At 52.9% G+C, this 13,851-nt stretch carries 7 protein-coding genes, 7 pseudogenes and 1 riboswitch; of the genes and pseudogenes, 8 read left to right on the forward strand and 6 right to left on the reverse strand.

Translation table 11 applies throughout. From position 1 onward, the window contains the following. The first annotated feature begins 9 nt into the window (after positions 1–9). A pseudogene (locus tag A0V43_RS18510) lies at positions 10–575 on the forward strand (phosphate propanoyltransferase). Positions 576–765: 190 nt separating this feature from the next. Here A0V43_RS18510 and A0V43_RS02105 read toward each other — a convergent pair. The 3 genes and pseudogenes from A0V43_RS02105 to A0V43_RS18515 all read right to left on the reverse strand — a co-directional run. After that, the gene (locus tag A0V43_RS02105) at positions 766–2,805 is read right to left on the reverse strand and encodes a S9 family peptidase (protein WP_063192271.1); all 2,040 of its coding nucleotides are present in this window, start codon (positions 2,803–2,805) and stop codon (positions 766–768) included. Positions 2,806–2,930: 125 nt separating this feature from the next. Further along, entirely contained in the window at positions 2,931–4,355 is a 1,425-nt protein-coding gene (locus tag A0V43_RS02110) for an amino acid permease (RefSeq protein WP_063193784.1), read from the reverse strand. 77 nt (positions 4,356–4,432) lie between these two features. Then, a riboswitch (Lysine riboswitch) is annotated at positions 4,433–4,613 on the reverse strand. 288 nt (positions 4,614–4,901) lie between these two features. Further along, positions 4,902–5,153, reverse strand: a pseudogene (locus A0V43_RS18515) (transposase); the annotation flags it as partial. Positions 5,154–5,452: 299 nt separating this feature from the next. Here A0V43_RS18515 and A0V43_RS02115 point away from each other — a divergent pair. The 7 genes and pseudogenes from A0V43_RS02115 (at position 5,453) to A0V43_RS02135 (ending at position 10,434) form a co-directional block, all read left to right on the forward strand. After that, positions 5,453–7,147: a M3 family oligoendopeptidase gene (locus tag A0V43_RS02115; RefSeq protein ID WP_063192272.1), complete on the forward strand. Its 1,695-nt coding sequence runs from the start codon at positions 5,453–5,455 to the stop codon at positions 7,145–7,147. Positions 7,148–7,237: 90 nt separating this feature from the next. Then, a pseudogene (locus tag A0V43_RS02120) lies at positions 7,238–7,756 on the forward strand (GNAT family N-acetyltransferase). A gap of 134 nt (positions 7,757–7,890) precedes the next feature. Beyond that, the gene (locus tag A0V43_RS20140; RefSeq protein WP_236930898.1) at positions 7,891–8,241 is read left to right on the forward strand and encodes a YhgE/Pip domain-containing protein; all 351 of its coding nucleotides are present in this window, start codon (positions 7,891–7,893) and stop codon (positions 8,239–8,241) included. Next, on the forward strand, positions 8,181–9,095 hold the full coding sequence (locus tag A0V43_RS02125) for a DUF3533 domain-containing protein (protein ID WP_236930899.1): 915 nt from the start codon (positions 8,181–8,183) through the stop codon (positions 9,093–9,095). The genes A0V43_RS20140 and A0V43_RS02125 overlap by 61 nt, the downstream gene beginning before the upstream one ends. 24 nt (positions 9,096–9,119) lie before the next feature. Further along, positions 9,120–9,299: pseudogene (locus tag A0V43_RS18525) on the forward strand (ATP-binding cassette domain-containing protein); the annotation flags it as partial. Beyond that, a pseudogene (locus tag A0V43_RS02130) lies at positions 9,299–9,769 on the forward strand (ABC transporter permease); the annotation flags it as partial. The pseudogenes A0V43_RS18525 and A0V43_RS02130, both read left to right, overlap by 1 nt. Positions 9,770–9,780: 11 nt before the next feature. Beyond that, positions 9,781–10,434 (forward strand): TetR/AcrR family transcriptional regulator, encoded by a 654-nt coding sequence (locus A0V43_RS02135; protein WP_063192273.1) that lies wholly within the window; start codon positions 9,781–9,783, stop codon positions 10,432–10,434. Positions 10,435–10,461: 27 nt separating this feature from the next. Here the strand turns inward: A0V43_RS02135 and hepT are convergent. The 3 genes and pseudogenes from hepT to A0V43_RS02150 form a co-directional block, all read right to left on the reverse strand. Continuing rightward, positions 10,462–10,880, reverse strand: a pseudogene (gene hepT / locus A0V43_RS02140) (type VII toxin-antitoxin system HepT family RNase toxin). Beyond that, positions 10,870–11,276, reverse strand: a pseudogene (gene mntA / locus A0V43_RS02145) (type VII toxin-antitoxin system MntA family adenylyltransferase antitoxin). Before mntA ends, hepT begins: the two co-directional pseudogenes overlap by 11 nt. A gap of 293 nt (positions 11,277–11,569) precedes the next feature. Continuing rightward, positions 11,570–13,702 carry an ATP-dependent Clp protease ATP-binding subunit gene (locus tag A0V43_RS02150; protein WP_063192274.1) on the reverse strand — a complete coding sequence of 711 codons (2,133 nt, stop codon included), beginning with the start codon at positions 13,700–13,702 and terminating at the stop codon, positions 11,570–11,572. Positions 13,703–13,851 lie beyond the last annotated feature (149 nt).

Consider the following 13,851-nt stretch of genomic DNA (forward strand, 5'->3'; position numbering starts at 1 on the left):
TCGCCATTGATGGTTCCGGTAGGGGTATCGAATCGCCACATTCATTTATCAAAAGAACATATGGCGGCGCTGTTCGGGGAAGGCGCCGAGCTGACAGTGCTCAAGCCGTTGTCGCAGCCCGGCCAGTTCGCTGCGAAAGAAACGGTGACGGTCGAAGGGCCGAAAGGAAAAATTGAAAACGTTCGCGTCCTCGGTCCGGTTCGCTCACTGACGCAGCTGGAGATTTCAAAAACCGACAGCTTCAAACTCGGCGTCGCGCCCCGGTTCGCTTATCCGGCGACATTGACGGAACGCCGGGCATTACGATTCACGGACCGAAGGGAACGGTGACCATCGACAAAGGGGTGATTATTGCCAAGCGCCACATTCATATGACGCCGAAAGATGCGGACACGTTTGGTGTCCGCGACAAACAAGTCGTGAAAGTGAAAACGCAAGGGGAGCGGGCGCTCATTTTTGACGAAGTGATCGTCCGCGTCAGCGAAGATTTTGCATTAGATATGCACATTGACACCGATGAAGCGAACGCGGCCGGCTTGAAAACGGGCGATTATGTGGAGTTGCTTCCGTCGTGAAACTCTCTGCCCTAAAGGCGCAGAGGAAGCGCCCCTCGGGACGAACCGAGGGGGCGCTTGCCGTTTGCGGCCGTAGAGCGGCGGGACACATGTTTGACGGCGGCCATGGCGCCGTGCTCGTTTTTCGTATAAGGCGGGCAAGAACGTTTGGACATCCAAGCCGGATTAGATGGGCGAAGCCGGCCGGCGATTAGCGTTTCGGCCCGCTGTTTTCTCCTTGCGGTTTCAAATAACGGTCAAACCAACCGACAATGTGGCGAAGCCGCTCAAGGCGAAGCACCGGGTTGCCGGTGCGCGACAAATCGTGATTAGCATCGGGGAAGCGGACAAGTTTCGTTTCCCGCCCGAGTTGTTTCAAGGAGATAAACAGCTGTTCCGCCTGTTCAATCGGGCAGCGGTAATCGCGTTCGCTGTGCAAAATCAAAAGCGGCGTGCGGATGTTTTGCACGTATTTGAGCGGCGAATGATGCCAAAGCCGCTCGGCGTCTTCCCAAACGTCGCAGCCGACTTCCCATTTCGTGAAAAAGTAGCCGATGTCGCTCACGCCGGCGAAGCTGAGCCAGTTGGAAATCGAGCGTTGGGTGACGGCGGCTTTGAACCGGTCGGTATGCCCGACGATCCAGTTTGTCATAAACCCGCCGTAGCTGCCGCCGGTGACGCCAAGCCGTTGTTTGTCAATAAAGTCGAACTTGCTGATCGCGGCGTCGACACCAGCCATAATGTCTTCATAATCCATGCCGCCATAGTCGCCGCGCACGGCATTGACAAACGATTGGCCGTATCCGTGGCTGCCGCGCGGGTTCGTAAACAGCACGGCATAACCGGATGAAGCGAGCAGCTGAAATTCATGGAAAAACGTAAATCCATACATCGCATGCGGTCCGCCGTGAATTTCGACGACAAGCGGCGCCTTTTTCCCTTCGCCAAGCCCGGGCGGCTTCAGGATCCAGCCTTGAATCTCCCAACCATCCGCCGATCGATACGTAAACGGTTCGGCATCGGCGAACACCACTTCGTTTTCGAGCGCTTCATTGGCACGCGTAAGCCGTGTTTTCGTTCCATCGGCAAGCGAGACCGCATATAAATCGCCAACGGACGTAGGCGAGCTGATGGCGGCGACGGCTTGCCGTCCATTCGGATGGACGGTGAATCCGTATAGATGAAAATCGCCTTCGACCACTGGAACGATCGGGCCGGCGAGCGAGACGAAATATACGTTGACGCGTCCGCGCTCCGAGGCGGTGACATACAGGCCGCTTCCGTCGCTCGCCCAAATCGGCCCCGGGCCTTTCGCATCAGCGTGCATGTCGCCGACCATGGCATCGCCGAGATGGACGTCCCGATCGGCGGTCAACACCCGCTTCGTTCCGCGTTCCGGCTCAAAGACATAAAGCCGGTGAAGCGTCGCCCCGAGACAAGCCAAATCATGGCCGACGGCGGCAAGCTTCATTCCGTCCGGCGACCAGGCGAGCGAGGCGAACGCGCCGCATCCGTTCGTCAAGTTCGTTTCCACTTTCGACTCGAGATCAAGCAACACAATGTCGCGGGTAAAGGTGGTGTCCGGATCCTCGTTTCGGTTGGCGACAAAGGCGAGCGTCCGTCCATCGGGCGAAATCGCAAACGAACCGATTTCCTCCTCGCGGCCCGTCAACGCTTCGATTTTTCTTGACAGCGCATCGATGCGCGCGAGCACCGCCCGTTTGCCGTCAAGAAAGCCGGAGGCGTCCGACTTGTAATACAGCCGCTCGACAACGCGCGGTTTTAGGTCGGCTCGCTTCACTTCTGCTTTTTCCGGCTCTTCGCGGTCTTCAATCGTTTCATCATCGCCAAGCGTCGTTAGGGCGATGAGAAACGTCCCGTCCGGCGACCAGACGTAATCGCGCACACCGTTTTTGAAAAACGTCAGCTGGCGCGCTTCTCCCCCATTGGCAGGCAACAGCCAAAGCTGCGTGCGCCCCGAGCGGTCGGACAAAAAGGCGATCGTTTGGCCGTCCGGGGAAAAGCGCGGCTTCGTGTCGCGCCAGCGCCCGAACGTCCATGGACGGACGGCGCCGTCTTCCGTCCACATATATAAGTGGGAGCGGTATTGTTTTTCCTCGTCGATCGATTTTTCCACAAACACGACGCGCGTTCCGTCCGGGGCGTAGTGCGGGTCGCGCACCGAGCGGAGGCGAAGCAAATCTTCCGCCGTCATGCCGCAGCGTTTCGTCGGGTGTTCGTTGTTGTTCATCAGTGGGCCCTCTCTTTCTTTTAAACAAAATGGAACCATCTTGTATATTTCGTCTTGCGAAAGAAAAGATCCTGCCTCAAAACAGAAAAAAACGAACGCCCAAACGATAGGCGTCCGTTTTTTGGCTATGCCGACAGTTTTTGTTTTTCATTTGCCTGCTGCGCCGCTTTTTTCACCCGCGGGTAGAAGATCACGCCGCTTGCCAGCAAGGCAACGCCGAGCAGGAACGTTTTCATATCCGCCGTCCCGGCAATGACGACCCAGACGGAATAGATGGTCGCCAGCGCCGCAACGATGCCGTCAGCGAGCCGCTTCCGTCCTGCCGCATACGTTTCCCCAGTGAGCGTGAGCTTCAGCTGGAAGACGGAAGCGATGAAATACGGAACGAGATAAGCGAGCGTGGCAATGTAAATGACGAAGTCAAACGCCGCCGCCATCGAATGGGAAATGGTCGAGAAAATGAACAACTGGGCCAATGCATTCGATAGTGTCAACGAGAAGCTCGGCACGTTTTTCTTGTTTTCTTTCAAAAAGGCCGGCATAAACAGTCCTTGTTTGGCAGCTTGGTATGGCACTTCCGCGCTCAATAAAATCCAGCCGAGCGTTGAGCCAAGCAAGCTGATCAGCCCAAGGCCAGCCAACACGTAGCCGCCCGCCGGTCCGACGATCGCGACAATCGCGTCCACAAGCGGTTTTTCCGATTGAATCAGTTCGCGTTGCGGCAAGACGCCCATGACTAAAAAGCTGATGCCGATGTAAATAGCTAAGGCGATGAGCAGGCCGGCGATCGTCGCCCGTTTTACGTCCGCTTGCTTGCGCGCCCGGGAAGCGAACACCGTCGCCGATTCGACGCCGACAAACGCCCATAACGTCGACAAGGCGGCATTGTTGATTTGCGCAAGCAAACCGATCGGCTGTCCGTTCCCGTCATAGCGAGGGGCATCAAGCGGACCGATGACCGCTTTGTCAAAGGCAAACAGCGCGATCACGATAAATAGGAAAAAGCCAAGCACTTTGGCCGCGGTGGCGACAAAATTCAGCTTGCCAGCGCCTTCTACCCCGCGCAAAATGATGATATGCATCCCCAAAAGGAGCGCCGTGCAGACGAGAAACGTCAACAAGTTCCCAAGCTTCAAGGTGAACGCCCCGGCGGTGAACACCGTTTGGCCGCTCGTCAGAACCGGGAAAAACGTCGACAAGTAGCTTGCAAATGTTGTAATGATCGCCACGTTGCCGGCAAAGTTGCCGACCCAGTAGCCCCATGATGACATAAATCCCGATAAAATCGAGAGATTGGAGCCTTTCGGAAACAGCTCCTTCGCGTAAATTTGCGGTCCGCCGCCTAACTCGGGCTTGCGGATGGCCAAGTTGCCAAACACAAGCGCCGTCATGAGGACGCCGGCTCCGGTCAACAGCCAGGCGAGCATCACGCCGATGGGGCTCGCCGCTTCCGCCAACGAGCGCGGCAGCATGAAAATGCCGGAACCAACCATATTGCCAACGACGAGCGCGGTTAACACCCAAATGCCAAGTTTTCGTTGCTGATCCAAGGTCAAAACGCTCCTTTCAAAAAAAGAAAGCACCCGCGCCTCTTCAGCAGGTGCATGATCGATTCGCATCCAAACTGAATGGCGATAGCGCTCCATCGCCCAAGGGCGATGGCAGTCCTGCGCCTGTTCGGCCGCAGGCCCAGCTTGCGCCGCCGGAGCGCGCCGCAAACTTCGGCGGTGAACCCTTTCCCGCTGCATCATCGACCGCTCCGGGCCTCGACAGCGCTACTTTTGTTCACCGCAACCTCTATCCCATTGAAGTGGAGAGGGGGTATATCGTTGTCGACATTATATTACTCAATTCGACAAAAAACGTCAATATGTTTTTAGGAAATAAAGAAGATGGAACGAGATTCCCAACCCAGGGCCGCTATTTGGAGGATGAAAAGGGTGAAAATAGGAATATGACTTGTTTTTGAAAAATAGAAATGATTGCGAAGATCAAGATCATGATAGTTGCTTTCTTTTTCTATGAGGAAATAAAATGGAAATTTGTTCAGAGAATGGTTCATCACTAAAAACTAAAAGATGTACTTGCACTAGCCATTAAAGTATGTTAGCTGTTTCTAACCGAACCCGAAATGCAAAACGTTGGATATTTCTGTATCCGTATCCCCGACGTTTGATCCGCTTAATCTTGTTATTCGTTTCCTCCATTTTCCCATTCGAATAAGACGATAAAATGCATGATATGATTTCGTCTGTTCGTTTGACGAGTGATTTTGCGATGGCTCGCACAACTGAACAAGGACAAAACGAATAACGATGAATCCAAGCCTCCAATTGTTCCAGATTTTGCACATTCTTTCGGAACGTTTGCACGCTCTCTCAGATAAAGATTTCCAACGCGCCTAATGGACCGATGGAAAAGAGAAAGCGCAAAATTTTGGTGAAGAGCCTTTTTATGCGCATATATGGGTGGTTTTTTATATATTATGCAAAGGTTGCGAAATATGAGTGAAATGATTAGTATAATTTGTGGTGATGAACCCAGAGAATGGGAAATCGAGAAGGATTTTGAGGATTCATGGCGAATAAACAGTAGGTCGGCTGAGTGATGAAAAAATGTAAAAATGAAAGGAAAGAAGGGACAGAGCATGAAGTTTTCCGAATTTCGTTACGAGCGGCCGGACATCGCTCAATTGCAAGCATCGTTTCAAGAAGCGCTTGATTCGTTCCGCCGCGCCGGGAGCGCCGCCTTGCAGCACGAGGCGATGAAGCGGATCAATGCACTGCGCCGCCGCTACAGCACGATGGCGAACCTTTGCCACATCCGCCATACGATTGATACAAACGATGAATTTTATAAACAAGAACAGGACTTTTTCGACGAAACCGAGCCGGTCGTCAAGGGGCTCGTCAACGATTATTACCGAGCGCTTGTTTCCTCGCCGTTCCGCGCTGAATTGGAACAAGTGTGGGGAAAACAGCTGTTTGCGTTGGCGGAAACGCAACTGAAAACATACGCGCCGGCGGTTGTCGAAGACTTGCAAAAAGAAAACAAGCTGGCGAGCGAATACACGAAGCTCATTGCATCGGCGAAAATCATGTTTGAAGGAGAGGAGCGGACGCTCGCCCAGCTGCAGCCGTTTGTCGAGTCACCGGACCGCACGATGCGCAAACGGGCGAGCGAAGCACGGTTTTCGTTTTTCACGGACCACGAAAAAGAGCTCGATGAGCTGTATGATGAGCTCGTCCATGTCCGCACGGCGATCGCCCGCAAGCTCGGTTTCCAAAACTTTGTGGAACTCGGCTACGCCCGTTTAGGCCGGACGGATTACAACGCCGACATGGTCGCCAATTTCCGCCGGCAAGTGAAAACACACATCGTCCCACTCGCGTCCAGGCTGCGCGAGCGCCAGCGGCAGCGCATCAAGGTCGAGAAGCTCTACTATTACGATGAGCCGTTTATGTTTTCAACCGGCAACCCGGCGCCAAAAGGCGATGCCAGCTGGATTGTCGAAAACGGCCGGCGCATGTATGAAGAGCTGTCGCCGGAAACCGGCGAGTTTTTCCGCTATATGGTCGAACATGAATTGATGGACCTCGTCGCCAAAAAAGGGAAGGCGGGCGGCGGCTATTGCACGTATATCGATGATTATAAGGCGCCGTTTATTTTCTCGAACTTTACCGGCACATCCGGCGACATTGACGTATTGACCCATGAAGCCGGACATGCGTTCCAAGTGTATGAAAGCCGCCATTACGACATTCCGGAATACAACTGGCCGACGCTTGAGGCGTGTGAAATCCATTCGATGAGCATGGAGTTTTTCACCTGGCCGTGGATGGAGCTGTTTTTCGCCGACGACGCCGACAAATACCGGTTCGCCCATTTGAGCGACGCGCTTTTGTTTTTGCCGTACGGCGTGGCGGTCGATGAATTTCAGCACGCGGTCTACGAGAACCCGGATATGACGCCAGCGGAGCGGAAGAGTGTCTGGCGCAGCATCGAAAAAGCGTATTTGCCGACAAGAGACTACGCCGGCCATGACTACCTTGAGCGCGGCGGGTTTTGGCAGCGGCAAGGGCACATTTACACCGATCCGTTTTATTACATCGATTACACCCTTGCGCAAGTGTGCGCGTTTCAATTTTGGAAGCGGGCGCAGGAAGACCGGGAATCAGCGTGGCGCGACTATGTGGCGCTTTGTCGATTGGGCGGCAGCCGGCCGTTCACCGAGCTCGTCCAAAGCGCCAACCTACAGTCGCCGTTTGCTGACGGGGCGGTCGCTTCGGTCGTCGGCCATATTGAACGATGGCTCGACAGCGTCGATGACAAAGCTTTGTAAAAAGAAGAAAAAAGGCGGGCGGGAACGGCACCGCCTTGCCTTTCTTTATTTTGGAAACTTCTGCTGAACTAGAGCAAAGGGGGAAAACGGATGATCCGTAAAGCCACATGGGCCGACGCACCGGCCATCGCCTCCGTCCACGTCGAAAGTTAGAAGACGACATACAGCGGCATCGTGCCGGACGCGTACTTGGAGACGTTGACAGTGGAAGAAAAGCAAACGTTATGGGAGAAGGTGCTCCGCCAATCGGGTCATTCTGTGTTTGTCGCCGAGGAAAACGGGCGCGTCGTTGGATTTGTCTCCGGCGGACCAAATCGGGCAGCCGACGGTCCGATAGCGAAGTATGACGGGGAGCTGTATGCGATTTATTTGCTTAAGGAAGCGCAAGGAAAAGGGCTCGGCCGGCAGCTCGTGCAAGCGCTCGTCGGCGATTTGACGCAAAAAGGCATTCATTCGCTGACTGTCTGGGTGCTTGCCGACAATCCGTCACGCGGTTTTTACGAACGGCTTGGCGGTGAAAAAGTGGCCGAGGAAAGGGTGGAAATCGGAGGGAAAGCGTTATGGGAGTGGTGCTACGGCTGGCGAGACGTCCAATTGATGGAACAGTAGGTGGGCTGCCGAACCGTCGGCAGCTTAAAAAATTCATTTTGTGAGTGATTACTCACTTTACAAACACGTTTGTCCTGTTTTATACTTTTGTGAGTGATTACTCACTATTTTATTTCAAGAAGGAGGAAAGGTGCATGAGCATTTTGAGAAGTAAGTGGGTGGCCTTGTCGCCTGTCATGGTGGCCATTGTAGTATTGATTTTCTCTCTTGTTCTTGTTCCAACCGTGCATCCGAAGCCGCAAAAGCTTCCCGTTGCGTTTGTCAACGAGGACGAAGGGGTGCAATTGCCGAATCAGCCCCCGATCAACATAGGGAAGAACATTGAACAAGCCATCCAAAACATGGCGAAATCGAATGCAGCTGGAAAGGATCAACCCCAATTGATTGGATGCAAGTTGACAGCGAGAACAAAGCGAAAAAAGGAATGGATAAGCAACACTATTATGGCGCTCTCATCATTCCAAAAGATTTCAGCAAGAAAGTAGCGTCCCTGCAGACGCCCCGTCCTTCTGCCCCAAAAGTGAAAATCGTCGTCAATCAAGGAATGAATGCCGCAGCGTCTGCCATCGTGCAGCAAATCTTGAATCAAGCAGCGGACCATATCAATGCCAACGTGCGCCAACAATTGTTGCAAGCGATGGCTAAAAAAGGGGGAATGGTGACGGTTGAACAGGCTGCTCTTCTCGCCTCGCCTGTTGAGAAAGAGACGGCCGTCATTCACGCGGTCGGCACACACAGCGCCAACGGCAATGCGCCTGTTTCGTTCGTTCAGCCGATTTGGATGGCAAGCCTCGCTGCAGCGGCGCTGCTACATTTAGCGATGGATCGACGCGCGTTTGCCCATCGACGCGAGAAGCTGGTTGCACAGGTGATGAAAACGGTTGTTGGGCTGCTGCTGGCGCTGATCGCAGGATTTGAACTTATCGGGATGGCGGATGCGATCGGATTTCATATCCCTTCATTTATAGATATGGCGCTGTTTGTTTCCCTTGCCTTTTTTAGCTTTTTTGCCATTGAAAGCGCCGTGTTCGGTTGGATTGGGTTAAAAGGGATCCCGATTTTTATTCTTCTTTTGTTCTTCGGCGCTCCGCTGCTTTCCATGGCGCCGGAATTGATGACATCATTTTACCGCGATTGGGTTTATTCATGGCTGCCGCAGCGCTTCATGGTCGAGGGGCTTCGGGAACTCTTTTTCTTTGATCCGACATTTCAATGGAACGAACCCGTTTCCGTCTTATGTTGGCTGGCGCTTGTCGGGGTTGTTCTCGTCATCGTTTCGGCATTCAAGAAACGTATGGTTCAGGAATCGGAGGAATCCGGCAAACTGGTGACGTCATGATGAGGTGTAAAGGGGGAATGAACAATGCGCACTCATCCACCTATTCAAGTCGAGCGTGTTTCCAAGCGGTTTGGAAAAAAAGTAGTCATCGACGATGTGTCGTTGGATGTCTAGACGGGGGAAATATTCGGCCTGCTCGGCCCGTCGGGGGCGGGCAAGACGACGTTGGTGCGCATGATCGCCGGCATTGATCAAGCGAGTGAATTCGGCGCTGGGAAATGGGCGTTGGCTACATGATCGGGTTCGGGTTGTTTACGACGATTCAGGCAAGCTTAATTTCATGGTTTGCCATTGATGTCCTGGACATGATGATGGAAGGTTCGTTTTGGTATGTGCTGCTCATTACGTTTTTGCTGGCGATGACGGCGCTTGCGCTTGGGATGCTGCTGTCGGCGTTCGCCAACAACGAGCTGCAAATGGTGCAGTTTATCCCGCTTGTCGTCGTGCCGCAAGTGTTTTTCTCCGGCTTGTTCAATCTTGACACGATGGAAGAATGGCTTCGCTCGCTGAGCGTCATCATGCCGCTCACCTACGGGGCGGACGCGTTGCGCGATATTATGGTGCGCGGAGAGGGCTTTGGCGCCATCGCCGTGGATGTGTACGTGCTGCTTGGCTTTACGTTGCTGTTTATGCTATTAAATGTAGTAGCGCTGAAAAAATACCGCAAGCTGTAAGGAGTAGAGTCATGAGCGAGCATTCATGGATTCAGGAATTGCTGCAAATCGGCGGCAAGGAAGGGCAGTTCAGTGAAAAGCAGCTGAAAATTTTGGAAGCCGCCATTGAAATGTTTGCTGAAAAAGGCTATGCGGCGACCTCGACGAGCGAAATCGCCAAAAAGGCCGGGGTGGCGGAAGGGACGATCTTCCGCCATTATAAGACGAAAAAAGACTTGCTGTTGGCCATCGTCACGCCGACATTGTTTCAGTCCGTCGCCCCATTTTTGGCGAAAGAATTTGTCCGCGAAGTGTTTGACAACGAATATGAGACGTACGAACAGTTTTTGCGCGCGGTGCTCGCCAACCGCTACGCCTTTGTGAAAACGTATTTGCCAGCGATTCGTGTGCTTTGGCAGGAGGTTGCCTTTCATTCCGAGATTAAACAGTGCTTTCAACGCGTGTTTACCGAGCACGTGTATCCAAAATTCGCCCGCATTGTCCGCCATTTTCAAGAGAAAGGGGAGTTGGCCGAGCTGCCGGTTGATTCGGTCATCCGCTTGACGATCACATCGCTCGCCGGCTTTTTGGCCGCCCGCTTTCTCCTTTTGCCTGACCACCATTGGGACGATGAGGCGGAAATGGAGCGGACGATTCACGTGTTGATGAACGGTCTGCGGCGCTAACCGGCCGGCTTCCGCGTGGGAGCCGGCCTAGCCGTTTTTCTTGGCATAATCGAGGATGGCTTTGGCAAAGTGTTTAAAATCATCGAGATGGTGGTCGATGATGGCTTGCAAAATGCCAAGGTTCAGTTGTTGGTAGTTGTGAACGGCGATGTTGCGGAATCCGACCATCGCCTTCATCTTTTTGCTTACGGAAGGGGAGATGACCCATGTTCTTCGAGAAGAGCGAATGCATCGCGGCTATGTTGCGGCAGTCCGAATTTCTGCTCGGCCACGATATGCATGGCCAAATCGATGCATGCCTCGCACGCCCGCTGCAAATTAAGAACGATCGAATCTTGCTTTGTGTAATTTTGTAAATTTTTTGGATCATGGTCATATTCTTCGTCAATTCGTTTCAGACATCGTTCAATGATGCTGATCTTATTCAAAATCACATCATGTTTCATACACCGACCCACTTTCTGCAATTCGTTTTAATACTGGCGCCCTCTCTTCATTCAGCTTTGCATACATTTTCAACGTTTTCATTTCAAACTCCATTCGTTTCCGTTCGTCGCCACAATCGATCACCTTTCCGCTTGAGACGACTTGCGCTTGAAACACGGTGCTGGCTTGGCGCAAATCGACAAGATCGACATCGCGCCCTAACTTGTCAGCCAACTCCCCGAAAGCCGAAACAGCTCATACGGATCATGCGGTTCGCCGTCGCTGACAAAGGCGATGTCGACATCGCTGTCCGGGCGCAACGCTCCAAGGGCGGCTGAACCGAACAGGTAGATGACGAACGGGTGAAGAGCGGGGCGGAGCGTCTGAACGATGATCGTCTCCATTTCGTTTAGCAATCGCGATGCCCCTTGCGTTTTTCTTCATTATAGCAAAATCTTAATAGCAAAATCTTATTGTTCTTGGCGAAAAGATGGAAAAAGAAAAAGGGATGGCGATGATGCGCCAATCCCTCTGAGCGAAAGAAGCAGGGGCTGATTGATTCATTTCCTCCTTACATACAAACTTCGGGGCGGCTCTTTTTGCTGCTCTTCCCTAAAACACTTCCTCACCCCGAAAACGGGATGGGGCGATGTTCGAGTCATTCGGGTGATGGATGATATAGGTGTGCGCGTTGGTCGTTACGCCACAATTAGGCGATTTCCGCCACAATGGCATTGTCCTTGACATCGATACGGATCGCACGCACCGATTGATCCGCGTCAAGCAGGCAGTCGGCGATGTTGTCTTCGACATGCTCCTGGATGACGCGGCGGAGCGGGCGGGCGCCGAAGGCCGGATGGTAGCCGAGTTCGGCCAGTTTTTCTTTCGCCGCTTCGGTCACTTCGAGTTCAATGCCTTGTTCGCGCATCGCCGCTTTGACGTCAGCGAGCATTAAGTCGACGATCTCAAGCAAGTGCGTTTTTTCAAGCGGCTTGAACTCGATGATGGCGTCGAAGCGGTTCAAAAATTCCGGCTTGAAGTAGGCGCTCAAAGAGTCAAGGACGCTTGTTTGCCCGTTGCCCTCTTTTTCAAAGCCGACGGTGATTTTTTTGTCGGTCACACCGGCGTTGCTTGTCGCGATGATGACCGTGTCTTTGAAGCTGACGGTGCGGCCTTGGCTGTCGGTTAAGCGGCCGTCTTCCAAAATTTGCAGGAAGATGTGCTGCACATCCGGGTGCGCTTTTTCAATCTCGTCAAGCAAGATGATGCTGTATGGGTTGCGGCGCACTTTTTCCGTCAGCTGTCCGGCTTCTTCAAAGCCGACATAGCCCGGCGGCGAACCGATCAGCTTCGAGACGGAATGTTTCTCCATGTATTCGCTCATATCGAGGCGAATCATGGCGTCTTTTGTGCCAAACAGCTCCTCGGCGAGCGTTTTGGCGAGCTCCGTTTTCCCGACGCCGGTCGGGCCGACGAACAAGAACGAACCGATCGGGCGGTGTTTCGCTTTCAAGCCGGCGCGGCTGCGGCGAATGGCTTTCGCGACTTTTTTCACCGCTTCCGCTTGGCCGATCACTTTTTTCGCCAAGTTTTCTTCGAGATGTTTCATTTTTTCTTTTTCATCGGCTTGCAGCTTGCCGACCGGGATGCCGGTTTTCTCGGCGATGATTTGTTCGATGTCGGCGGCATCGACGACAGGGCGTTCTTGGGTGACGCCTTGCTCGAGTTGTTTTTCAAGCTTCAGCTCTTCAGCGCGCAGTTTCGCCGCCAATTCGTAGTTTTCTTCTTTCGCCGCTTGTTCTTTTTCTTTCGCGATTTGGATCAACCGCTCTTGCAGTTGTTTTTCATCGGTCGGGCCGAGGCGCAAGTTCGCTTTCGAGCCGGCCTCGTCAAGCAAGTCGATCGCCTTGTCCGGGAGGAAGCGGTCTTGAATGTAGCGGTGCGACAATTTCACGCACGCTTCGATCGCTTCGTCCGTATAGCGGACATGATGGAATTGTTCGTATTTTGGCTGAATGCCTTTTAAGATGGCGATCGCTTCCTCAACGGTCGGCTCGTGGACGATGACCGGTTGGAAGCGGCGCTCAAGAGCCGCGTCTTTTTCAATTTGCCGGTATTCTTTGAGTGTCGTCGCCCCAACGACTTGCAGTTCGCCGCGGGCAAGCGCCGGTTTTAAAATATTGCCGGCGTCCATCGAGCCTTCAGCGGCTCCAGCACCGACGAGCAGATGGATTTCGTCAATGAACAAGATGATGTTTTTCCGCTCTTGCAGTTCGGCGATGAGCCGCTTCATCCGCTCTTCAAATTGGCCGCGGATGCCGGTGTTGGCGACAAGCGACGCCACATCAAGCAAGTACACTTCTTTGTTCAACAGTTTTTCTGGCACTTGCCCTTCGGCAATTTTCAGCGCGAGCCCTTCAACGATGGCTGTTTTCCCGACACCCGGCTCCCCGATCAACACCGGGTTGTTTTTGTTGCGGCGGTTTAAAATTTCGATCACGCGGGCGATTTCTTTGTCGCGGCCGATGACCGGATCGATCAAGCCCGCTTTCGCCATTTGCGTCAAGTTGCGGCCGAATTGATCCAAAAATCCACCGCCATGGCTTTGCGGGCGCTTCGCCATCGTTTTCGGCGCGCTCATTCCGGCGTTGGCGGCTGTGAACGGGCTAGTAAAGAAGTCATCAAAGGAAAACGGTGAAAAGCCGAAGTTCATCGGAATGGACAGTTGTTGTTTTTGCTTTTCATAGCATTCATGGCACAGGTGAAGTTGTTGTTTTTCCCCGTTCCATTGCAAGTTGACAAACACCGTTGCTTCACGTTGTTGGCATGCTTGGCATAGCATGAGGCATAACCCCCTTTTTTTGTTATTTGACTTTGACTTTCTTTGACCTTCTGACTTTATTATACTTTGACCTTTTTTGACTTTCAAGTGTTTTGTACAAAAAAATTGTGATAACGATGAAATGTTTTTGAAAAAATGGTGAATACTAA

It is taken from the genome of Geobacillus sp. JS12 (genome assembly GCF_001592395.1).
Lineage (GTDB): Bacteria > Bacillota > Bacilli > Bacillales > Anoxybacillaceae > Geobacillus > Geobacillus zalihae.

What these genes read in the sequence shown, in the direction of transcription:
- A0V43_RS02125 (WP_236930899.1), top strand. Translation starts at nt 8,181, where the DNA reads ATGGATAAGCAACACTATTATGGCGCTCTCATCATTCCAAAAGATTTC.
- A0V43_RS02115 (WP_063192272.1), top strand. Translation starts at nt 5,453, where the DNA reads ATGAAGTTTTCCGAATTTCGTTACGAGCGGCCGGACATCGCTCAATTG.
- A0V43_RS02150 (WP_063192274.1), bottom strand. Translation starts at nt 13,702, where the DNA reads ATGCTATGCCAAGCATGCCAACAACGTGAAGCAACGGTGTTTGTCAAC.
- A0V43_RS20140 (WP_236930898.1), top strand. Translation starts at nt 7,891, where the DNA reads ATGAGCATTTTGAGAAGTAAGTGGGTGGCCTTGTCGCCTGTCATGGTG.
- A0V43_RS02105 (WP_063192271.1), bottom strand. Translation starts at nt 2,805, where the DNA reads ATGAACAACAACGAACACCCGACGAAACGCTGCGGCATGACGGCGGAA.
- A0V43_RS02135 (WP_063192273.1), top strand. Translation starts at nt 9,781, where the DNA reads ATGAGCGAGCATTCATGGATTCAGGAATTGCTGCAAATCGGCGGCAAG.